Annotated in this window: 17 protein-coding genes and 1 tRNA gene; 10 read left to right on the forward strand and 8 right to left on the reverse strand. The window is 65.0% G+C overall.

Translation table 11 applies throughout. The annotated features are described in order from the left end of the window. Positions 1 to 37: 37 nt before the first annotated feature. The 3 genes from mutS to P5W98_RS06275 form a co-directional block, all read right to left on the reverse strand. Positions 38 to 2,740, reverse strand: a complete 2,703-nt coding sequence (gene mutS / locus P5W98_RS06265) for a DNA mismatch repair protein MutS (RefSeq protein ID WP_421079387.1) — start codon at positions 2,738 to 2,740, stop codon at positions 38 to 40. Positions 2,741 to 2,774: 34 nt separating this feature from the next. Beyond that, positions 2,775 to 4,124, reverse strand: a complete 1,350-nt coding sequence (gene lplT, locus P5W98_RS06270; protein ID WP_421079583.1) for a lysophospholipid transporter LplT — start codon at positions 4,122 to 4,124, stop codon at positions 2,775 to 2,777. Positions 4,125 to 4,255: 131 nt separating this feature from the next. Further along, positions 4,256 to 5,056: an inositol monophosphatase family protein gene (locus P5W98_RS06275; protein WP_421023799.1), complete on the reverse strand. Its 801-nt coding sequence runs from the start codon at positions 5,054 to 5,056 to the stop codon at positions 4,256 to 4,258. Between the two features lie 345 nt (positions 5,057 to 5,401). Here P5W98_RS06275 and P5W98_RS06280 point away from each other — a divergent pair, with 345 nt between their 5' ends. After that, positions 5,402 to 6,271: an RNA methyltransferase gene (locus P5W98_RS06280; protein ID WP_421025201.1), complete on the forward strand. Its 870-nt coding sequence runs from the start codon at positions 5,402 to 5,404 to the stop codon at positions 6,269 to 6,271. A gap of 249 nt (positions 6,272 to 6,520) precedes the next feature. Beyond that, positions 6,521 to 7,339 (forward strand): serine O-acetyltransferase, encoded by an 819-nt coding sequence (gene cysE, locus P5W98_RS06285; RefSeq protein ID WP_421079388.1) that lies wholly within the window; start codon positions 6,521 to 6,523, stop codon positions 7,337 to 7,339. Positions 7,340 to 7,389: 50 nt separating this feature from the next. Here cysE and P5W98_RS06290 read toward each other — a convergent pair whose 3' ends face one another. From P5W98_RS06290 to P5W98_RS06305, 4 genes are all read right to left on the reverse strand, one after another. Continuing rightward, the gene (locus tag P5W98_RS06290) at positions 7,390 to 8,187 is read right to left on the reverse strand and encodes a UDP-2,3-diacylglucosamine diphosphatase (protein ID WP_421079389.1); all 798 of its coding nucleotides are present in this window, start codon (positions 8,185 to 8,187) and stop codon (positions 7,390 to 7,392) included. A 24-nt stretch (positions 8,188 to 8,211) separates the two neighbouring features. Continuing rightward, a complete protein-coding gene (locus P5W98_RS06295; protein WP_035531969.1) occupies positions 8,212 to 8,706 on the reverse strand; it encodes a peptidylprolyl isomerase in 495 nt (164 codons plus the stop codon). Positions 8,707 to 8,844: 138 nt separating this feature from the next. After that, positions 8,845 to 9,426, reverse strand: coding sequence for a peptidylprolyl isomerase (locus P5W98_RS06300; protein ID WP_421079390.1), 582 nt, complete (start codon positions 9,424 to 9,426; stop codon positions 8,845 to 8,847). A 70-nt stretch (positions 9,427 to 9,496) separates the two neighbouring features. Then, positions 9,497 to 10,213, reverse strand: a complete 717-nt coding sequence (locus tag P5W98_RS06305) for a tetratricopeptide repeat protein (RefSeq protein ID WP_421079391.1) — start codon at positions 10,211 to 10,213, stop codon at positions 9,497 to 9,499. 323 nt (positions 10,214 to 10,536) lie between these two features. Here P5W98_RS06305 and cysS point away from each other — a divergent pair, with 323 nt between their 5' ends. The 7 genes from cysS (at position 10,537) to P5W98_RS06340 (ending at position 18,227) form a co-directional block, all read left to right on the forward strand. Next, complete coding sequence (gene cysS / locus P5W98_RS06310) at positions 10,537 to 11,934, forward strand: cysteine--tRNA ligase (RefSeq protein WP_421079392.1); 1,398 nt, start codon at positions 10,537 to 10,539, stop codon at positions 11,932 to 11,934. 47 nt (positions 11,935 to 11,981) lie between these two features. Beyond that, positions 11,982 to 12,929: a DNA-3-methyladenine glycosylase family protein gene (locus tag P5W98_RS06315; protein ID WP_421079393.1), complete on the forward strand. Its 948-nt coding sequence runs from the start codon at positions 11,982 to 11,984 to the stop codon at positions 12,927 to 12,929. Positions 12,930 to 13,060: 131 nt separating this feature from the next. Then, entirely contained in the window at positions 13,061 to 14,032 is a 972-nt protein-coding gene (locus tag P5W98_RS06320; RefSeq protein WP_035531959.1) for an acetyl-CoA carboxylase carboxyltransferase subunit alpha, read from the forward strand. A gap of 51 nt (positions 14,033 to 14,083) precedes the next feature. Beyond that, the gene (gene tilS, locus P5W98_RS06325; protein ID WP_421079394.1) at positions 14,084 to 15,529 is read left to right on the forward strand and encodes a tRNA lysidine(34) synthetase TilS; all 1,446 of its coding nucleotides are present in this window, start codon (positions 14,084 to 14,086) and stop codon (positions 15,527 to 15,529) included. Positions 15,530 to 15,949: 420 nt separating this feature from the next. Next, on the forward strand, positions 15,950 to 17,200 hold the full coding sequence (locus P5W98_RS06330) for an aspartate kinase (protein WP_421023807.1): 1,251 nt from the start codon (positions 15,950 to 15,952) through the stop codon (positions 17,198 to 17,200). Positions 17,201 to 17,351: 151 nt separating this feature from the next. Next, positions 17,352 to 17,445: transfer RNA gene (locus tag P5W98_RS06335), tRNA-Ser, on the forward strand. Positions 17,446 to 17,879: 434 nt separating this feature from the next. After that, the gene (locus P5W98_RS06340) at positions 17,880 to 18,227 is read left to right on the forward strand and encodes a hypothetical protein (protein WP_421079395.1); all 348 of its coding nucleotides are present in this window, start codon (positions 17,880 to 17,882) and stop codon (positions 18,225 to 18,227) included. 121 nt (positions 18,228 to 18,348) lie between these two features. On the opposite strand, the gene fabI is transcribed toward P5W98_RS06340, so the two are convergent. Then, positions 18,349 to 19,140 carry an enoyl-ACP reductase FabI gene (gene fabI, locus P5W98_RS06345; RefSeq protein WP_434718486.1) on the reverse strand — a complete coding sequence of 264 codons (792 nt, stop codon included), beginning with the start codon at positions 19,138 to 19,140 and terminating at the stop codon, positions 18,349 to 18,351. A 223-nt stretch (positions 19,141 to 19,363) separates the two neighbouring features. Here fabI and P5W98_RS06350 point away from each other — a divergent pair, with 223 nt between their 5' ends. Next, positions 19,364 to 21,193, forward strand: coding sequence for an extracellular solute-binding protein (locus P5W98_RS06350; RefSeq protein WP_421079396.1), 1,830 nt, complete (start codon positions 19,364 to 19,366; stop codon positions 21,191 to 21,193). Positions 21,194 to 21,213 lie beyond the last annotated feature (20 nt).

Raw genomic sequence — 21,213 nt, forward strand, 5'->3', positions numbered from 1 at the left:
ATGTGGAAATGGCCGGGGCGGCGTCGCGAGGCGACGCTCAGCGTTTGCCGTCCGGCGCGGTGGCCAGTTCATGCAGTTCGTACAGCAGATCGAGCGCATCGCGCGGTCGCAACTCGTTCGGATCGAGCGCGCGCAGCCGCTCGGCGACGAGCGCGGCGCCCGGGTCGGCTGCTGCCGGTGCGTCTTCCACGTACGGTTGCGTGTCGAAATCGTCGTCTTCGGCAGCGGCGGGGGCGGCGAACAGGTCGAGCTGCGGTGTGGGCTGTCCGGCCGAGAGCTGCTCCAGATACACGAGGTGCTTGCGCGCCGCGCGGATCACCGGGTTGGGCACGCCCGCAAGTTGCGCGACCTGGAGCCCGTAGCTCTGGTTGGCGGGGCCTTCGCTCACGGCGTGCAGGAACACGATGCCGTGTCCGTGCTCGACCGCCGACAGATGTACATTGGCTGCCTGCGCGAACTCCGCGGGCAACTGTGTGAGCTCGAAGTAGTGCGTCGCGAACAGCGTATGGCAGCCATTGCTCGTGAGCAGGTGCCGCGCGATGGCCCATGCGAGCGCGAGGCCGTCGAAGGTTGACGTGCCGCGGCCGATTTCGTCCATCAGCACGAGGCTTTGCGGCGTGGCGTCGTTGAGGATGGCGGCGGCTTCGGTCATTTCGACCATGAAGGTCGAGCGGCCGCCCGCGAGGTCGTCGGCGGCGCCGATGCGCGTGAAGATGCGGTCGATCGGGCCGAAGCGCGCGCGTTTTGCCGGCACATAGCTGCCCACGTAGGCGAGCAGCGCGATGAGCGCTGTCTGGCGCATGAACGTCGATTTACCGCCCATGTTCGGGCCGGTGATGAGCAGCAGCTTGCGCTCGGCGCTCAGGGTGCAGTCGTTGGCGATGAACTGCTCGACCTGCGCCTCGACGACAGGGTGGCGACCCTGTTCGATCTCGATGCTGGGCGCTTCGGTGAATTCCGGCGCATTCCAGTCGAGTGCGCGCGCACGTTCGGCGAAGGCCGCGAGCAGGTCGAGCTCGGCGAGCGCTGCCGCGACGCGCTGGCAATCGGGAATGAAGGGCAGTAGTGCCTGGAGCAGCGCGTCGTAGAGCGCCTTCTCGCGTGCGAGCGCGCGCTCCTGTGCGGAGAGCGCCTTGTCCTCGAATGCCTTGAGCTCGGGCGTGATATAGCGCTCGGCGTTCTTGAGCGTCTGGCGGCGGCGGTAGTCGTCGGGCACCTTGTCGGTCTGGCCGCGCGTGACTTCGATATAGAAGCCGTGCACCTTGTTGTATTCGACCCGCAAATTGCCGATCCCGGTGCGTGTGCGCTCGCGCGCCTCGAGATCGATCAGGAACTGGCCACAGTTCTCGGACAGGTTGCGCAGTTCGTCGAGTTCGGCGTCGTAGCCGGTCGCCATTACGCCGCCGTCGCGCACCATGGCGGCTGGCTCGGGCGCGACCGCGCGCTGCAGCAGGTCCGCGCACTCGCCGGGCGGTACAAGCCCTTCGACGATGTGTGCGAGCGTGGCCGAAGCGCCGCTCGCTGCGGCGACCTGCTTGCGCAGCGCAGGCAGATTGGCGAAGGTGTCGCGCAAGCTCGACAAATCGCGTGGGCGTGCCGAGAGCAAGGCGAGGCGCCCCGTGATGCGCTCGACGTCGGCGATCTGGCGCAGCGCGCCGCGCAATGCGTCGACGCTGGCGGGCGGCGGCGCTTCGAGCAGCGCGCCGATGGCCTGCTGGCGCATCTGCGCGATGCCCGCGTCGCGCGGCGGATGGTGGAGCCAATGCCGCAGCAGACGGCTGCCCATGGCGGTGCTGCACGTGTCGAGCAGCGAGCACAGCGTGGGTGATTCGGTGCCGCGCAGCGTTTCGGTCAGTTCGAGATTGCGGCGCGTGGCCGGATCGAGCCCGATGTATTCGGATTCGGCTTCGACCTTGAGGCTGCGCACGTGGCGCAACTGCTGGCCTTGCGTGGCGGCCGCATACAGCAGCAGCGCGCCGGCCGCGCCGCATGCGCTGGTGAGAGCCTGCGCGCCGAAACCGTCGAGGCTTGCGACGTCGAGCTGGTCGCACAGGCGCTGCTTGCCCGAGGTGACGTCGAAGTGCCAGGCCGGCACGCGCGTCAATGCTCCGCCTGAGCCTGCGCCGGTTCCAGCGGGCGGCGCCCAGCCCGAGGATTCCGCCGGCATTTCCGCGATGAGGATTTCCGCGGGACGAATGCGCTCGAATGCCGCCGCGGCCTGTTCCGGCGCGACTTCGGCGAGACGCAGCGCGCCGCTCGCGAGGTTCAGCCACGCGAGCCCGACGTTGACCGTCACGCCGCGCCGGTTGTGACCCGGGCAGACCGCCATCAGGTAGACGTCGTTTTTATCGGAAAGGAGTGCGGCGTCGGTCAGCGTGCCGGGCGTGACCACGCGCACGACCTTGCGCTCGACCGGTCCCTTCGAGGTGGCCGGGTCGCCGATCTGCTCGCAGATCGCCACCGACTCGCCGAGCTTCACGAGCTTCGCGAGATATTGCTCGACGGCGTGATGCGGCACGCCCGCCATCTTGATCGGATTGCCCGCCGACGCGCCGCGCTGCGTGAGCGTGAGATCGAGCAGGCGCGCGGCTTTCTCGGCGTCTTCGAAGAACAGCTCATAGAAGTCACCCATCCGGTAGAACACGAGCGTGCCCGGATGGTCGGCCTTGATGCGCAGGTACTGCTGCATCATGGGAGTGTGTTGCGCGGTGTCGCTGGCGCTGGCGGTGTGTGTAGCCATCCTCGGTGTCTTGCTAAGGGTTCAGGGCGTGAGTTTAACCCGCGTCGCGCTCGTGCGAACCTGGCCGGACGGCCTGGTGCGCGCGAGGCCCGTCGACGAGCGCCTGCATGTCGTTCGTGCGTGCGTTTGCCGCACTGCGCCGCATCGCGAGCCCGATCATCGCGGCGACGAACAGGCCGAACACGACGATGATCCACTGCACCGGCATCCTTGCCGTCAGCAGCAGCGCGTAGGCGCCGAGCATTAGCAGCACGGCGAGATTCTGGGTGAAGTTCTGCACGGCGATCGAATGGCCCGCTGAAAGCAGCGTCGCGCCACGATGCTGGAGCAGTGCGTTCATCGGCACGATGAAAAAGCCCGCGAGCGTGCCGAGCAGCACCATCAGCGGATACGCGAAGAGCAGGTAGAAGGGCATGACGAATGCGCCGACGCGCACGCCTTCGCCCGCCGGAAAGAGCGCCTTGCTGTAGAACGCCATCGCCACGGCCACCAAGCCGCACAGCACGCCCACCGGCAGCACACGCAACGACGCGCGCAGCGACACCCAGGCGGCCGCGGCCGCCGCGCCCAGCGCGATGCCGAGCCCCGTCACGCCTTGCATCACGGCGGCCTTCGAGAGCGACAGGCCGAGATTCGCATCGGCCCATTTGAGCACGAGCAGTTGCAGCGTGACGGCGGCGCCCCACATCAGCGTCGTGACCCATAGCGCGATCTGCGCGAGCTTGTCGGCCCACAGCACATTGAAGCAATGCACGAAGTCGGACACGAGGCGGCCCGGCTCCCTGAGCCGGTTCTCGTAGCGCGCGCCGGTGTCGGGAATGCCGATATTGATGAGCGCGGCGAGCGCGTAGGTAAGCATCACCGCGAGCATCGCGAGATCGGCGGCCGTCCGGATGAATGGCATCGGATGATGGGCGACGAAGCGTTCCGCGTAAGTAGAAACGAGCGCACCGCCCAGCATCGTGCCTGCGATCGTCGAGAGCACGGTGGCCGATTCGAGCCACGCGTTCGCCGCGACGAGCTTTTCGGCAGGCAGCAATTCTGTGAGGATTCCGTACTTTGCGGGCGAGTAGGCCGCCGCGCCGAAGCCCACCACGCCATAGGCGATCATCGGGTGCGCGCCCGCGATCATCAGCAGGCAGCCGGCGGCCTTTAGCGCGTTCGAGACGAACATTACGTGGCGCTTTTGCAGCGCGTCGGCGAACGCGCCGACGAAGGGCGCAAGCAGCACGTAGGAGATCGTGAAGAAAATCTGCAGGAGCGGCGTGACCCAGGCCGGCGACGAGATCACCGTGAGCAGCGCGATTGCCGCAATCAGAAGCGCATTGTCGGCGAGCGACGAAACGAACTGCGCGGCGATGATCGTATAGAAGCCTTTCTTCATCGCGGGGAAGAGCTGTTGAGGTGCCATCGTGGATCATCAGGGCGACGACCTCGCGCGAGACACCGTGCGCGAAACAAAAAAGCGGCCGAAGCCGCTTGATGCGCCAGAGCTGCGCGCGCAGGCGGCTTCGCTCAGCCTTCCTTCTTCACGCGCGTGTACTTCGAGAGCACGGGCACCATTTGCGCGTAAATCTTCGGATTGCCCGCGACGACTTCACCCATGTGCAGGAAGTCGGAGTCGCCCGTGTAGTTGCCGACCAGGCCGCCGGCTTCCGTGACGAGCAGGCCGCCCGCCGCGACGTCCCACGGGTTGAGACCCTGTTCGAAGAAGCCGTCCATGCGGCCCGCCGCGACGTTCGCGAGATCGAGCGCGGCGGCGCCCGGGCGGCGCAGGCCGGCGCAGACGTTGGTCATTTCGGCGAAGAGCTCGCAGTAGCTATCGAGGCCGTTCTTTTCGCGGAACGGAAAGCCTGTGCCGATCAGGCCGTCGGCGAGCCGGTCGCGGCGGCCCACGCGGATGCGGCGGTCGTTCAGGAACGCGCCGCGGCCGCGCGAGGCGGTGAAGAGGTCGTTGCGGGTGGGGTCGTAGACCACTGCCTGCGTGACGATGCCCTTGTGCGCGAGCGCGATCGAGACGCAGTAGTACTGGAAGCCGTGGATGAAGTTGGTCGTGCCGTCGAGCGGATCGATGATCCACTGATATTCCGATTCGTTCTCCGAGTGGCCGGATTCTTCGGCAAGGATCGCGTGATCGGGGTAGGCGGTCTTGAGCGTGTCAATGATGGCCGCTTCGGCCGCCTTGTCGACCTCCGTGACGAAATCGTTATGCTGCTTCTTCGCGACCTGGATGAGGTCGAGGTCGAGCGACGCGCGGTTGATGATCTGTCCGGCGCGGCGCGCGGCCTTGACAGCGATGTTGAGCATGGGATGCATGTGCCTGGATCCTTGTTGTCCGGCGCTTGCCCGAGCATGCGGCGCGCCGGTGGTGCAGAAGATAAAAGCGTCTAACGATTGGACAGGGCGCGAGCCACGAACGGCTCGCGGCTGGGCTTACAGGTCCTGAACCGCCAACGGAGACGAATTGGATAAGAGCGGGGCGCGTTGGCCTGGCCGGCCGAAAACGCGCGAATCTCGTATTTTACCCGAATATAGGTATTCCTATATCGCTGTATCGATAGCCATGCCGATAGAGGCTGGTCGACGGCGCGGATAGGCCGGGAGGCCAAGGCGCGATAACATAGAAATTTCTATATTTGTTGCTCTCAGAGATTCATCTTGGTGCCCCCAGATTCACACGTCCCGCCCGCCCATCCGGCCGCTACAGCGGCATCCCCGTCGCCCGCCGGCGAGGCCCACGAACCGCTACGAGGCGGTTTCACGTCCACCCGCTTCGTGCTGGTCGAGCCCAGCCATCCGGGCAACGTCGGCGCCGCGGCGCGCGCGCTGAAGACCATGGGTTTTTCGCGACTCGTGCTGGTCGCGCCGCGCGTGCCGCAGGTCCATTGCGATCCGGAGGCCGTCGCGATGGCGAGCGGCGCCGACGACGTGCTCGCCGCCGCCCACATCGTCCCGACGCTGGCCGACGCCCTCGCGGGCGTGCAATGGTCGATGGCGCTCACGGCGCGCACGCGCGAATATGGACCCCCGCCGGGGGCGCCGCGTCAGGCGGTGCAAGATGCCTGCCGCCAGGTCGCGCACGGTGACATCGCGCTCGTGTTCGGCAACGAGCGCACCGGGCTCTCGAACGACGACGTCGAGCGCTGCAGCGCTCTCGCCCACATTCCGGCGAATCCGGCCTACAGCTCGCTCAATCTCGCGCAGGCGGTCCAGGTGCTGGCCTACGAACTGCGACTGGCGTACCTCGGCGAGGGCGAGCCCGGCATGGCATTGCCGGGCGCGGGGGCGGTGCCGGGCGGGCCGTCCGCAGGGACGCCGCTCGCCACGAGCGACGACATCGAGCGCATGTATGTGCATCTCGAGAACGCCCTGATCGCGCTCGATTTTCTCGATCCCGCCAATCCGAAGAAGCTGATGTCGCGTCTGCGCAGGCTGTTCGCGCGCTCCGGGCTCGAGCGCGAGGAGGTCAACATCGTGCGCGGTATCGCCAAGCACATCCTGATGCGCAAGGGCAGGGAAGGCGGGAAATAGCCCGCATCGAGGCCCGCATCGAGGCCCGCATCGACGCCCCTAAGGAGGCGCACCGGGAGCAGACGCCACGGCCGCGCGTTCGACCTTGATGCCTGCGGGGGCTTGCTGGCTTGCGCGCGCCTTTCGCCTACAATCGATTTTCGATCACAAGCAAATAAGGATGGCTGCTAAAGCCGTGCATGAGCTGTGCGCGCCAAGGGCGACGCGCGGCCTTTTCCCCATGTCCCTCACGTCGAGCGTGTGACAGCCATGTTCAAGAGACTTCGCGAAGACATCGCCACGATCCGCGAGCGCGATCCCGCCGCCCGCAGCGCCTGGGAAGTCTTGACCTGTTATCCGGGTCTGCATGCGCTCGTCCTGCATCGCTTTGCCCATGCCTGCTGGCTCGCGAAGCGCCGCTGGCTTGCGCGCTATGTCTCGCAGGTTGCACGCTTTTTGACCGGCATCGAGATCCATCCGGGCGCCACCATTGGGCGGCGCGTGTTCATCGATCACGGCATGGGCGTGGTGATTGGCGAGACCGCTGAAGTCGGCGACGACTGCACGATTTACCAGGGTGTGACGCTCGGCGGCACGTCGCTCACGCGCGGCGCGAAGCGCCATCCGACGCTCGGCCCCGGCGTGATCGTGGGCGCGGGTGCGAAGGTGCTGGGCGGTTTCACGGTAGGCGCGCAGGCGAAGATCGGCTCGAACGCCGTGGTCGTGAAGCCGGTGCCCGCGGGCGGCACCGCGGTGGGTAATCCGGCGCGCATCGTCGCGCCCGCGAAAACCGCGCCGGAGCAAGTGAAGTCGGGGAGCGCGCGTGAGGGCTTCTGTGCCTACGGCATCACGCCGAATGCCGATGACCCTGTTTCGCTCGCCATTCACGGCCTGATCGATCATGCCGCCACGCAGACGCAGCGCGTGGATGCGATTGCCGCCGCGCTCGAGCGGCTGGGCGCGCGGCTCGAGGCGCTACATGGCGCCGATGCGACGCTCGCGGAACTGCGCCGGCTCTCGGAGGGACTAGAGGGCGGGGCGACCCCGCGCGAGCCCGGAAATGCACAAGAACAGGCGGCACGCGTCTGAGCGTCTCACGGTATTTTTTCATGTGCTGGCGCGTGTTTTCCGGCACGCGCTCAATCGAGCGGCAACATCCTGAACCCTTCAGCGTCGACGCGCAAATAGCCGCCGCGCGACTTGCCGTGATCGAGATCCCAGTCGGGCAGCACCCAGCGCGTGCCGCCGGGTTCCTGATGGCGCGCGGGACGATGCGTATGCCCGTGAATGATCGTGTTCGCGCGTGCGCGCCTGAAGAGCGTCGCAACCCCCTTGGCGGTGACATCGTATTTCGGCAGCGCGGGCCGCTCGCGGCCTGCCTCGCTCTTGTGGCGCATGCGCTCGGCGAGTGAGCGGCGCCAGCGGAACGGCCACGCGAGAAAAAGCAGTTGCGCGAGACGGTTGCGCGCGAAACGGCGAAAGAACTGATAGCCGCGATCGTCGGTGCACAGCGCGTCGCCGTGAGCGAGCGCGATGCGCGTGCCGAATGCGGTGATGGCGATGGGGTCGGGCAGCCAGATGGCGCCCGTGGCTTTCATGAAGCGCTTGCCCAGCAGGAAGTCGCGGTTGCCGTGCATGACGTAGAGCGCGATGCCGCGCTCGGCGAGCGTGTGCATCAGCGCGGTCATGCGCGCGACGAAAGGATCGGCGAGCATGTCGTCGCCGATCCAGTATTCGAAGAGGTCGCCGAGAATGAACACCGAGTCGGCCTGATCGGCCGTGACGCTGATGAAATGCTCGAACGCGGCGACCGTGCGCGGAATGGCTGCGCTCAGGTGCAGGTCGGAGATGAAGAAAAACGGACGCGCCGCGTGCGGACGTCTGCCCTCGCCGGGCACGCCCGCAGCGGCGTGTCTTAATGCCTTTTCCTGCAGCATGAATGAAGCGCGCGCGTCTTGACGTTATTCGACGACGACAGCCTTCTCGATCACGACGTTTTCGAGCGGCACGTCCTGATGAAAGCCCTTCGAGCCCGTCTTGACCTTCTTGATCTTCTCGACTACGTCGAGACCGTCGACGACTTTGCCGAACACGGCGTAGCCCCAGCCTTGCGGCGTCGGCGACGAGTGGTTCAGGAAGTCATTGTCGGCAACGTTGATGAAGAACTGCGCCGACGCCGAGTGCGGATCGTTGGTGCGCGCCATGGCGATCGAGCCGCGCTCGTTCTTCAGGCCGTTGTTCGCTTCGTTCTCGATCGGTGCCTGGGTGGGCTTTTGCTGCATGCTTGCGTCAAAGCCGCCGCCCTGGATCATGAAGCCGTCGATGACGCGGTGGAACACCGTGCCGTCGTAGTGGCCGCTCTTCACGTAGTTGAGGAAGTTGGCGACCGTCTTCGGTGCCTTCTCGGCGTTCAGTTCGAGCTTGATGACGCCGTGGTTCGTGTGCAGTTCGACCATGATGGATCCTTAGTCAGTGGCTGGGGGGAAAGGGCGGCGCGGTAGCGGTACGAGGCGGGGCGTGTGGCCGCTCGCGTGTACCGTTGCAGCGCCGCGTGACGAATAGTGAGGCAGCTTTGCGACGATTGAATTGCGGCGTTACTTGCCGACGACGGCGGCCGACTGGATCACGATTTCCTTTTGCGGCACGTCCGACATCGGGCCGCGCGAGGTGGTGGGCGCCGCTTCGATCTTCTTCACGACGTCCATGCCCTGGGTGACCTTGCCGAACACCGCGTAGCCATTGCCGTCCGGGTTCGGATAGTCGAGGCCGGCGTTGTCGACGGTGTTGATGAAGAACTGCGCCGTGGCCGAGTTCGGATCGCTGGTGCGCGCCATCGCGATGGTGCCGGTGAGGTTCTTCAGTCCGTTCTTGCTCTCGAGCGGAACAGGCGCGCGCGTGGGCTTCTCGACGAAGCTCGTAGTGTAGCCGCCGCCCTGGATCATGAAGCCGCGGATCACGCGATGGAAGATCGTGCCGCTGTACTGGCCGGACTTCACATACTGGAGGAAGTTGTCGACGGTCTTGGGCGCCTTCTCGGGATAGAGTTCGACGCGGATATCGCCTTCACTGGTCTTGAAGAGCACCTGCGGATGCGCGGCCTGCTGGCCGGTTTGCGCAAAGGCGGGCGCGTTCGCGATCAGGGCGGCGCTGCCGAGCGCCAACATCAACCATTTCATGAGTGTCCTCGGAAGTACGGGAAAAACGTGTCGCTGCGCGCCGCCGAACGAATCCGAAGCGCGCCGCGGCTTAGCGCGACGGCGCCACGAAGGGCGGCGTCGCGAGCGACCCGGTGGGGCCGCCGAACTGGTACACCGGATTGTCGAGCATCGGGCTCACGGTCGTCGTCCCGGCTTCCGGCGCGGGTGTTGCCGCTGCCGCTGCTGCGCGCGCGCGCTGCTTCGCTGCCGGCGGATTGACGATCTTCTCAATGTCGGTCAGGCGCTGCAGTGTTGCGCCGCTCGTGTGGCCAAGGCTGCTCGCGTGGCGGTACGACGCGTCGGCCATGCGCAGGTACAAATCGCCGAGGTTTTCCCACGCGAGACTGTATGAAGGGTTGGCCTTCGTGGCCGATTCGAGCGCGACGCGCGCCTCTTCATAGCGGCCATGCTTCGCGTAGAGCGTCGCGAGATTGTTATAGGGCTCGGGCAACTCGGGGTAGGCTTGCGTGAGCTCGGTAAAGGCTTCAATGGCGTCGTTGTCGCGGCCAAGGCGTGCGAGGATGGTCGCGCGCTTGAACTTCGCCTGCACGTCACGCGGGTTCGACTTGATGCGCGCGTCCAGCTCCGTGAGCGCCGCCGCCCAGTTGCGCTGGGCGATCGCCGCATCGGCGCCGGGTGTGCCATCGGCCGTGGCAGGCGGCGCGGCATGCGCCACGAACGCACCGCCGAAGACGAACGCGACACTCGCGAGAGCTGCCGCGGCAAGGGTCGCAGCGCGGGGCGCGCAGGCGCTGGAAGATTTCATAGGGGAAGGTCGCGGTGTTATACTCCGAGCCATTCTAACAAAAGGTCTGTGCGTTTTCGTCGCGCGCTTTTGGCCGCGCGACAGCGGGTGCCTGTCGAGCGTCCGCTCCGGTTCGTCGCGGCTTGTTGTGGCCGGCCCCCGGGGTGTTGCTTCCGGACAGTCTTCGCGGCACGCCAGGCTTTCTTTCACTACTCGTGGTCGTCTCCGCCCTGATGACTGATTGAGCGCGACTGTACGCAGCCTCGGGCAACGCGGTGCATTCACTCGCGGGCTGTTGTCGGCGCTGTCGCGGATTTCTTTCGACCCACGTATCCATCGTCTCTATGGAATCACTGCGCATCTACAACACGCTCGCGCGTGACAAGCAAAATTTCGTGCCAATCGAGCCCGGCGTCGTACGCATGTACGTCTGCGGGATGACGGTGTACGACTATTGCCATGTGGGGCACGCGCGCGTGATGGTGGTGTTCGACATCGTGCAGCGGTGGCTGCGCACGCTCGGCTACAAAGTGACCTACGTGCGCAATATCACCGACATCGACGACAAGATCATTCGCCGCGCGGTGGAAAACGGCGAGACGATCAAGGCGCTGACCGACCGTTTCATCGATGCGCTGCACGAAGATGCGGATGCGCTCGGCGTCGAGCGTCCCGATCTCGAGCCGCGCGCGACGCAGTACATCCCGCAGATGCTCGACATGATCGGCATGCTGGAAAGCAATGGCTACGCCTACCAGGGCAGCGACGGCGACGTGAATTACGCGGTGCGCAAGTTCGCGAGCTACGGCGCGCTGTCGGGCAAGTCGATCGAGGACCTGCGCGCGGGCGAACGAGTCGCGGCGAACGACGCCAAGCAGGATCCGCTTGACTTTGTGCTGTGGAAGCAGGCTAAAGCGGACGAGCCCGCCGACACGAGCTGGGATTCGAAGTACGGCCGCGGCCGTCCGGGCTGGCACATCGAATGTTCGGCAATGGGCTGCACGCTGCTCGGCAAGCATTTCGATATTCATGGCGGCGGTCAGGACCTGCAGTTTCCGCACCATGAGAACGAGATTGCGCAAAGCGAAGGCGCCACCGGCGAGAAGTTCGTCAATTACTGGATGCACAACGGTTTCGTCCAGATCGACAACGAGAAGATGTCGAAGTCGCTCGGCAACTTCTTCACGATTCGCGAGGTGCTGGCGAAGTACGATGCGGAAGTCGTACGTTTTTTCATGGCGCGCGCGCACTACCGTTCGCCGCTCAATTACAGCGATGTGCACCTCGACGACGCGCGCAATGCGCTCACGCGTCTGTACACGGCGCTCAAGGATGTGAGCCCGGATGCGGGCGAACTTGACTGGAACGAGGCGCACGCGCAGCGTTTCCAGGCGGCAATGAACGACGATTTCAATACGCCGGTTGCCATCTCGGTGCTGTTCGAGCTGGCAACCGAAGTGAACCGCTCGCGCGACGCCGTGCTGGCGCGTCAGTTGCAGCGCCTCGCGCGCGTGCTCGGCGTGCTCGTGCGTGAGCCGCGCACGTTCCTTCAGCAGGCCGCGGGCGCGCAAGATGCGGGCGCGCTCGACGTGGCCGCGATCGAGGCGAAGATCGCGGCGCGCACCGCTGCGAAGCAGGCGAAACAGTATGCGGAGGCGGACCGGATCCGGGCCGAACTGCTCGATGCCGGTGTCGCGCTCGAAGACAAACCGGGCGGGTTGACCGAGTGGCGCCGCGTGTAAGCGGGCTGTCCAGTTTCCACTGATCGATTCGCGAGGCAGGAGGCAGGATGGCAACGGCCACGAAGACGCAGGCAAAGCGCTCTGCGTCGCTCACGGGCGCGGCAGGCGAGGCTAAAAGGCGCGCCGCGCGCACTGGCGCCCTGAAGGCGCAGCAAGAAGACACCGCTGCGGTTGACGGCGCGAAGAAGGCGGGCGCGAAGGCGCAGGCCGAGCATCACGCGCCCAATGGCGCCGTCAAGGCGGGCGCCGCGGCCAGGCCGGCGCGCGCGAAGGGCAATGGCGCGCTCGACGGCGCCGCACCGATGGCGAGCGCATTTTCCGAGGGTGGCACCGCCAGTGACGGCATCGAGGCGCCGGCGGCGTCCGTGTGCGGCAACGAGCCGGAGGTCGTGCGTCCCGACTACTGGGACAAGGCTTGCGCGGATCTCGTCAAGCGCGACCGCATCCTCAAGAAGCTCATTCCGAAGTTCGGCCCTGTGCATCTCATGAGCAGCGACGACCCCTTCGTCACGCTCGCGCGCTCGGTGGTCGGCCAGCAGATCTCGACCGCGGCGGCCCAGGCGTTGTGGCAACGCGTCGAATCCGCATGCCCGAAGCTCGTGCCGCAACAGTTCCTCAAGCTCGGCCACGAGAAACTGGCGGCGTGCGGTCTGTCGAAGCGCAAGACGGAGTACATCCTCGATCTCGCCCAGCACTTCGTCTCGGGTGCGCTCCATGTGGGCAAGTGGACCAGCATGGAAGACGAGGATGTGATCGCGGAACTCACGGCCATTCGTGGCATTGGCCGCTGGACCGCCGAGATGTTCCTGATCTTCAACCTCGCGCGCCCCAACGTGCTGCCGCTGGACGACCTCGGACTCATCCAGGCAATCAGCGTCAACTACTTCAGCGGAGAGCCGGTCACGCGCAGTGAAGCCCGTGAAGTCGCGGCCAACTGGGAGCCGTGGCGAACCGTCGCAACCTGGTATATGTGGCGCAGCCTCGAACCGTCGTGAAAACGATGCTGCGACTCGGGTTTGTTAAGCTATTTTCTATCGATATCCGAATCTGATAGTTCAGTTCAGATTTCGACGATGGCCAGCGCGGTTAGAATACGCGCTGCCGCATAGTGCAAGGATTCCAACACATGAAAACCACGTTTCTGGATTTCGAGCAGCCGATCGCTGAACTCGAAGCGAAGATCGAAGAACTGCGCTTCGTTCAGGACGATTCGGCCGTCGATATTTCGGAAGAGATCGAGCGGCTGTCGAAGAAAAGCCAGCAGCTCACGAAGGACCTCTACGCGAACCTGAGCCCGTGGCAGGTCTCGCAGATCGCGCGTCATCCGCAGCGTCCGTACACGCTCGACTACGTGCACGAGCTGTTCACCGATTTCCATGAACTCCATGGCGACCGCGCATTCGCGGACGACCTTTCGATCGTTGGCGGCCTCGCGCGCTTCAATGGCCAGGCCTGCATGGTGATCGGCCAGCAAAAGGGCCGCGACACGAAGGAGCGCGCTGCGCGCAACTTCGGCATGCCGCGTCCGGAAGGCTATCGCAAGGCCGAGCGCCTGATGCGCCTTGCCGAAAAATTCGGCCTGCCCATCTTCACCTTCGTCGACACGCCGGGCGCCTACCCCGGCATCGGCGCGGAAGAGCGCGGCCAGTCGGAAGCCATTGGCCGCAATCTCTACGTGATGGCAGAGCTCAAGACGCCCATCATCACGACGATCATCGGCGAAGGCGGTTCGGGCGGCGCGCTCGCGATCGCCGTAGCCGACACGGTCATGATGCTGCAATTTTCGACGTATTCCGTCATCTCGCCGGAAGGCTGCGCATCGATTCTGTGGAAGAGCGCCGCCAAGGCGCCCGAGGCCGCCGAGGCGCTGGGTCTCACCGCGCACCGGCTCAAGGCGCTCGGCCTGATCGACAAGATCGTGAACGAGCCGCTCGGCGGCGCGCATCGCGACCCGAAGGGCATGGCCGCGCTGCTGCGCCGCGCGCTCTCCGACTCGCTGCGCCAGTTCCAGGGTATGAGCATCGCCGATCTGAAGGCGCGCCGTTACGAGCGCCTGATGGAGTACGGCAAGTTCAAGGAAACGACGTCGGGCGCGTAAGCGCGCGAAGTCGCTGACACGAGCCGGCGCCAGAGGCGCCGCCGTCATACCGTGACCGACCATCCCGAACCCGACGCCGGGCGCATCGTTCTCGATGCGCTCGGCGTTGTGCTTTCCAGCCTTCCCGCCGATGCGCGCATCGCCATTGCGTTCAGCGGCGGTCTCGACTCGTCGGTGCTGCTCGACGCGGCGGTGCGCACGGCGGGCGCGGCGCGGCTCGTGGCGCTGCACGTGCATCATGGTTTGAGCCCGAACGCCGATCAGTGGCTCGCGCATTGCGAGGCGACGGCGCGCGCCTGCGGCGTGACGTTCGACGCACGGCGCGTGACGCTCGCGCGCGACGATGCGATGGGCGCGATGGGCGTGGAAGCGGCGGCGCGCGAGGCGCGCTACCGCGCGCTCGATGCGATGTGTGAAGCGCACGGTGTTCGGTCGCTGTGGCTTGCACAGCACGCCGACGATCAGGCGGAAACGGTCCTGCTGCAATTGCTGCGCGGCGCGGGGCTGGCGGGACTCGCCGCGATGGCGCCCGCGCGCGAGATGACTGGCGCTGCCTCGCGCGTGCGGCCGTTGCTGCATTTGTTGCGTGCGCAACTAGAGCGCTATGCGCGCGCGTATCACGTGCACTGGGTCGAGGACGAATCGAATGCCGACACGCGCTATGCGCGCAACGCATTGCGCCATGACGTGCTGCCTGCGCTTTCCGCGCATTTCCCCGGTTTTCGCGATGCGCTCGCGCGTACGGCTGCACACGCTGCTTCCGCGCAACGCTTGCTCGATGACCTCGCGCGAATCGATTTGCACGCGGCCGGGCACGATGACACCGGCACGCTTTCGCATGCCGCGCTCGTCGCGTTAGACGATACGCGTGCGCTCAATCTGTTGCGCTACTGGATGCGCGCGCTCGGCTTGCCTGCGGCGTCGACCGCGCGGCTCGCCGACGCGCTGCGCCAGTTGCGCGAGATCGCGCGCGAAGGCGAGAGCCATGCGCTGCGGGTCGATCACGCCGGACGCACGCTGCGCTGCTATCGGGGCCGCGTGTCGTGGGAAGCGCCACGAGCGGAAGCGATGCCTGCGAGCACGGAGGACACCGTTGCGGGCGAAGGCGCCCGGCGCGGGCCCGTCAGCATGAACTGGCGCGGCGAGGAAGTCTGGCGCCTGCCATCATGGCGGGGCAGCTACGTCTTCGCGCCCGCCGATGCGAGCGATCCCGATGCCGTACCCGAAGACGTATTGCGCGAGGGCACGCTCGTGGCGCGTGCGAGAGGGGGTGGCGAGCGCCTGCGCGACGAGGCCGCGAACGTGAGCCGCACGCTCAAGAACCTGTTCCAGGCGCGCGGCGTGCCGGCGTGGGAGCGCGATGTGCCGCTGCTGTATGTCGGCGAGACGCTGCTGTTCGTGCCCCGGATCGGCGTCAACCGCTCGGCGTTCGGTGCGCAAGGCGGTGCGTCACGCTGGCGGCGCATCGAATGGCGCGAGGATTTGCTGATTGCGTGAGCACGCCAGCGCCAAATGCGCCAGCGCCAAATGGGCCAGCGCAAATCCTTGCCGCACAAGCCTTTTTCGCCCCCGATGGCCCAATTTCGCCTTGTAATTTTGACCTTGATCGGGTAGGGTAGCTTGTTTGTCCAGCCCGCTTTTTCGCGTTCACGGACGCCGTCAAAAGCGGCGTATGCCGTGCCAGGACGCGATGTCTCCTTCAGCGGTATCCGACGGTTGCAAGGACGTCGTAGCGGTATGCGGGCAGGGCGCGCGAGCGCGTATCAGTATCTCCTCGATGCCGATGCGGCTGCCTCGCGGCCGCCCGGGCAAATTCCGCGTGTGCTGCACGCGCCAAGCCTTCGCGCGGCCTGAACGGTACCGGGCGGAGCCGTCTTCGGTGCGCCAGCGCGGTAACATCTCCAGTTCAGAACGACAATGGCACTCATCGTACACAAATACGGCGGCACCTCGATGGGCTCGGTCGAGCGCATCAAGAACGTTGCCAAGCGCGTCGCCAAATGGCACAAGGCCGGCCACAAGATGGTCGTCGTACCCTCGGCGATGTCCGGCGAAACCAATCGTCTGCTCGGTCTCGCGAAAGAGATTTCGCCGCAGCCGAGCCCGCGCGAGCTCGACATGATTGCGTCGACCGGCGAACAGGTGAGCGTCGGTCTGCTGTCGATCGCGCTGCAAGAAGCCGGCGTGGACGCCATCAGCTATACCGGCTGGCAAGTGCCGGTCAAAACCGACAGTTCCTTCACCAAGGCGCGCATCAACGACATCGACGGCGAGCGCGTGCTGGCCGATCTCGATGACGGCAAGGTGGTCGTGATCACGGGCTTCCAGGGCATCGATCCGGAAGGCCACATCACCACGCTCGGCCGCGGCGGCTCGGACACCTCGGCGGTTGCGGTCGCAGCGGCGCTGAAGGCCGACGAATGCCTCATCTACACCGACGTGGACGGCGTCTACACGACCGACCCGCGCGTGGTGGACGACGCGCGCCGGCTCGATCGCATCACGTTCGAAGAAATGCTGGAAATGGCCAGCCTCGGCTCGAAGGTGCTGCAGATCCGCTCGGTGGAATTCGCGGGCAAGTATCAGGTGAAGACGCGCGTGCTCTCCAGCCTGACCGATCCGGCGATGAACCTCGACGAGGAAATGAAGTCGGGCACCCTGATTACCTTTGAAGAAGACGAGACCATGGAAAAAGCAGTCATCTCGGGTATCGCGTTCCAGCGCGACGAGGCCCGCATCATCGTGATGGGCGTGCCCGACAAGCCGGGCATCGCGTATCAGATTCTCGGCCCGGTGGCGGACGCGAACATCGACGTCGACATGATCATCCAGAACCAGAGCGTGGCCGGCAAGACCGACTTCACGTTCACGGTTGGACGCGGCGACTACCAGCGCGCAATGGATATCCTCACGAACCAGGTGAAGGGTCACGTGAGTGCCGAGCAGGTGCTGGGCGACGCGAAGGTCTCGAAGGTTTCCGTGGTCGGCGTAGGCATGCGCTCGCACGTGGGCGTGGCAAGCAAGATGTTCCGCACGCTCTCGGAAGAGGGCATCAACATCCAGATGATTTCGACGTCCGAAATCAAAATCTCGGTGCTGATCGACGAGAAGTATATGGAGCTGGCAGTCCGCGCGTTGCACAAGGCATTCGAGCTCGAGCACGCTTGAACCGGTGTCGTATGACGCGGGTGTGACGGGCAATTGTGAGCACGCACGAAAAAGTTTGAAAAAAGTGCGTCTTAAAAATTGACCAGAACGCTCGAACCCGCTATTATCTTTGCTTCGTTGCGCTGCCTCCCTGGCGCGAACGAAGTTTTCGGGAGACGTGGCCGAGAGGTCGAAGGCACTCCCCTGCTAAGGGAGCATCTGGGCCAAAACCTGGATCGAGGGTTCGAATCCCTCCGTCTCCGCCAGTAATGGCGGCGAAACCCCGCAAGTCTCGGCTTGCGGGGTTTTTGTTTTTCCGGCGCGAATTCACGGACGCATACTCGACCGGGCGATTCATTTCATTGAGCTTCGCATGAACGCCTGGGGTCATTGCCTGCTCGAATTTTTATAAGGATGCCGAATTGAGTGGTGCAATGATTTTTGCGTTTCAGCCGTTCATCTTTTCATGTTCTATTTGAAGTCGCATTCGAGCCGAGTCAAGGCTGAATGGGGCGAATTGCCTATGTGCCGCCTGTGTGCCGCGCGGGCGCGATTGCGAATTGGCCTCGGGTGTAACCAGACGTTACGCTGGCGAACTCACGGTGGTTTTGTGCATCAGTTATTACAATATTGAAATACGCGGTCCGGGAGCCTGCGCTATATTGACCCCAACAAAACATCAACCCCAAAAGGTGAGTTCATGAAGTTCGCTCGTGTTGTTGCAATGCTGGTCGCGGGCTTGGCTATCGGTGCATCGAGTGCGGCTATGGCTGGCGTGAGCGTCGGCGTCAACATCGGTATTCCGGCCCCGGTTTACGTCGTGCCACAACCGGTCTACGTTCCGCCGCCTCCGCCGCCCGTGGTTTATCAGCCCGCGCCGGTCTACGCGGCGCCGCCGGCCGTCGTGGTCGGCTGGTACGGTGATCGCTATTGGGATGGCCGCCGCTACTGGGCGCGTGACGACTGGTATCGCCATCACGGCGGTTACGACCATGGCCGCGGTCACTATGACCGCGATCACGGCGGTCCTCCGGGACATTGGCGCTAAGCCAGTTCGTCCGTGTCGCGAAGGACCTGAACCCGGTCAAAAGAAAAGCCGCCCGAGGGGCGGCTTTTTACTTGCTGCGGTTGCCGGCGCAACGAGGCCACGGGCAGGACCTGGCGGTGCGTTATTCGCCGAGGCCCGCCATGCCGCCGACCACGGCGTTAAAGCCCGCGTCGACGTGGACGATTTCCGCCGTCACGCCGCCCGCCAGATCGGAGAGCAGGAACGCGGCCGTGTTGCCGACTTGCTCGATCGTCACGTTACGCTGCAGCGGCGCATTGTGCTCGACGAAGTCGAGAATCTTGCCGAAGCTCTTGATGCCGCTTGCCGCGAGCGTCTTGATCGGGCCAGCCGAGATGCCGTTCACGCGCACGCCCTTGGCGCCGAGCGATACCGCGAGGTAGCGCACGCTTGCTTCGAGCGAGGCCTTCGCGAGGCCCATCGTGTTGTAGTTGGGGATCGCGCGCTCGGCACCGAGATAAGTGAGCGTGAGGAGCGAGGCGTTGGTCGCGAGCATCGGTTGCGCGGCTTTGGCGAGCGCGGGGAAGCTGTAGGCCGAGATATCGTGGGCGATGCGGAAGTTTTCGCGCGTCATCCCGTCGAGGAAGTCGCCTGCTATGGCTTCGCGCGGCGCGAAGCCGATCGAGTGGACGAGACCGTCGAGCGTGCCCCAGTGCTGCTTGAGGTCGGTGAAGAGCGCTTCGATTTGCGCGTCGTCGGCCACATCGCAGGGGAAAATGAGGTTGCTGCCGAACTCCTGCGCGAATTCGGTAATGCGGTCCTTGAAGCGCTCGCCGACGTACGTGAACGCCAGTTCCGCGCCTTCGCGCTTGCATGCCTGCGCAATGCCATACGCGATCGATCGGTTCGACAGCAGGCCGGTCAACAAAATGCGTTTGCCAGCGAGGAAGCCCATGAATTCTCCTGAACAGGTTCAATGCACCGGGCGCCAGTAGAGGCGGCGCCGCGTGGTTTGGGTAGAATTCTCTCACAATTGACACCGCACCCCGGACAAATCCCTTTCTATGACGACAGGAACGCGAGGCAGGAGAACGCGCATGGCGCGTGGGGCAATGGTTCCTGGCTGGAGTCCTGATCAGGGTTGCGCACGGCGGAGCAACGGGCGGGCAGGGTGGCGCATGCTGGGCATGGCGCTTGTGCTCGCCTTCGCATTCGCGACGGTGCCTTCGGCGCACGCGGTTTACGCCATCGCTCAATACGGCGAGCCGAAGTATCCGCAGGACTTCAAGCATTTCGATTATGTGAACCCGAATGCGCCCAAGGGCGGCACGCTGGTGCTCGCAAATCCTGACCGGCTCACGAGCTTCGACAAGTTCAATCCGTTCACGATGCGCGGCAACTCGGCGCCGGGACTCGGCATGATTTTCGAGAGCCTGACGACGGGCAGCATGGACGAGGTGGCGTCAGCGTACGGCTTGCTCGCCGACGATATCCGCATCGCGCCCGATGGCTTGTCGGTCACGTTTCACTTGAATCCTCGCGCGCATTTTTCGAACGGCGATCCGGTTACCGCGGCCGACGTCAAGTTCTCGCTCGACATGCTCAAGAGCCGTCAGGCCGCGCCATCGATGCAGGCCTATTTCAGTGAAATCGTGCGCGCCGTGGTGGTCGACCCGGCAACCGTCCGCTTCGAGTTTCACAGCAACAATCGCGAGTTGCCGCTCATCGCGGGCGGCATGCCGGTGTTCTCGCACAAGTGGGGCTTGCGCGCGGACGGCACGCGCATCGCGTTCGACCAGATCGGGTTCGAGGAGCCGATCGGCAGCGGCCCGTATGTGATCGAGCGTTATTCGAATGGCCGCACGATTACCTACAAGCGAGATCCCGCGTATTGGGGCAAGGATCTGCCCGTGCGCGTGGGCACCCACAACTTCGAGCGCATCGTCTACAAGCTCTATTCGGACGACGTCGCGCGTCTCGAGGCATTCAAGGCGGGCGAGTACGACGCGCTCGTCGAATACGTGGCGCGCAACTGGGTGCGCCGCGACGTGGGCAAGAAGTTCGACAGCGGCGAGCTCATCAAGCGCGAATTCCCGCAGCACAACGGCACCGGCATGCAGGGCTACGTGATCAACTTGCGCAGGCCGATGTTCCAGGACGTGCGCGTGCGCGAGGCGCTCGATCTCGCGCTCGACTTCCAGTGGCTCAACCGCATGCTGTTCTACAGCCAGTACAAACGCATCGACAGCTGGTTCGTGAACACGGATTTGCAGGCGAAGGGTGTGCCGACGCCCGGCGAACTCGCGCTGCTCGAGCCGTGGCGCAAGCAGCTCGATCCGGCGGTATTCGGTCCGCCGCCTGTGCAGCCGAGCACCAATCCGCCGGGCTCGCTGCGTGCGAATCTGCTCAAGGCGCGTGCGCTGCTTGCACAGGCGGGTTGGACATATCGCGACGGCGCGCTGCGCAACGCGCAAGGTCAGCCGTTCGTGCTCGAGGTGCTCGACGACACGAGCGCCGCCGCACAATGGGCGCCGATCATGGCGCAGTACACGCAAGCGCTGGCTCGGCTAGGCATTCAGGTGAACTATCGCTCGGTGGACTTTGCGCTTTATCAGAAGCGGCTCGATGCCTTCGACTTCGATATCACGACGATCAAGTTCCCCGACGTGCAGGTCCCGGGCGCGGAGCAACTGGACCGCTTCGGCAGCAAGGCCGCCGACGAGCCGGGCTCGGGTAACCTGATCGGCCTGAAGTCGCCGGCCGTCGACGCGATTCTCAAGTCGCTGATGCTGGCGCAGACGCGCGAGCAACTGCTCGACGCCACGCATGCGCTCGACCGCGTGCTGATGCACGGCTACTATGTCGTGCCGCAGTGGTACAGCGCGACGCACCGCGTGGCGTACAAGAACACCTTGGCTTATCCGGCGAAGCTGCCGCTGTACTATGGCGCGGTCGACTGGATCATATCGACGTGGTGGCTTGGCGGCGCGCACGCGCCGCAGCACTGAGATGCCCGACCATTCTTGAC

Source organism: Paraburkholderia sp. A1BS-2L (genome assembly GCF_051125205.1).
Taxonomy (GTDB): domain Bacteria; phylum Pseudomonadota; class Gammaproteobacteria; order Burkholderiales; family Burkholderiaceae; genus Paraburkholderia.

Excerpts from the sequence above, each read along its gene's own strand:
- cysE (WP_421079388.1), top strand. The coding sequence starts at position 6,521 with ATGTTCAAGAGACTTCGCGAAGACATCGCCACGATCCGCGAGCGCGAT.
- P5W98_RS06320 (WP_035531959.1), top strand. The coding sequence starts at position 13,061 with ATGAAAACCACGTTTCTGGATTTCGAGCAGCCGATCGCTGAACTCGAA.
- P5W98_RS06300 (WP_421079390.1), bottom strand. The coding sequence starts at position 9,426 with ATGAAATGGTTGATGTTGGCGCTCGGCAGCGCCGCCCTGATCGCGAAC.
- P5W98_RS06315 (WP_421079393.1), top strand. The coding sequence starts at position 11,982 with ATGGCAACGGCCACGAAGACGCAGGCAAAGCGCTCTGCGTCGCTCACG.
- P5W98_RS06290 (WP_421079389.1), bottom strand. The coding sequence starts at position 8,187 with ATGCTGCAGGAAAAGGCATTAAGACACGCCGCTGCGGGCGTGCCCGGC.
- P5W98_RS06330 (WP_421023807.1), top strand. The coding sequence starts at position 15,950 with ATGGCACTCATCGTACACAAATACGGCGGCACCTCGATGGGCTCGGTC.
- fabI (WP_434718486.1), bottom strand. The coding sequence starts at position 19,140 with ATGGGCTTCCTCGCTGGCAAACGCATTTTGTTGACCGGCCTGCTGTCG.
- lplT (WP_421079583.1), bottom strand. The coding sequence starts at position 4,124 with ATGAAGAAAGGCTTCTATACGATCATCGCCGCGCAGTTCGTTTCGTCG.
- P5W98_RS06340 (WP_421079395.1), top strand. The coding sequence starts at position 17,880 with ATGAAGTTCGCTCGTGTTGTTGCAATGCTGGTCGCGGGCTTGGCTATC.
- P5W98_RS06275 (WP_421023799.1), bottom strand. The coding sequence starts at position 5,056 with ATGCATCCCATGCTCAACATCGCTGTCAAGGCCGCGCGCCGCGCCGGA.
- P5W98_RS06295 (WP_035531969.1), bottom strand. The coding sequence starts at position 8,706 with ATGGTCGAACTGCACACGAACCACGGCGTCATCAAGCTCGAACTGAAC.
- cysS (WP_421079392.1), top strand. The coding sequence starts at position 10,537 with ATGGAATCACTGCGCATCTACAACACGCTCGCGCGTGACAAGCAAAAT.
- P5W98_RS06350 (WP_421079396.1), top strand. The coding sequence starts at position 19,364 with ATGCTGGGCATGGCGCTTGTGCTCGCCTTCGCATTCGCGACGGTGCCT.
- P5W98_RS06305 (WP_421079391.1), bottom strand. The coding sequence starts at position 10,213 with ATGAAATCTTCCAGCGCCTGCGCGCCCCGCGCTGCGACCCTTGCCGCG.
- mutS (WP_421079387.1), bottom strand. The coding sequence starts at position 2,740 with ATGGCTACACACACCGCCAGCGCCAGCGACACCGCGCAACACACTCCC.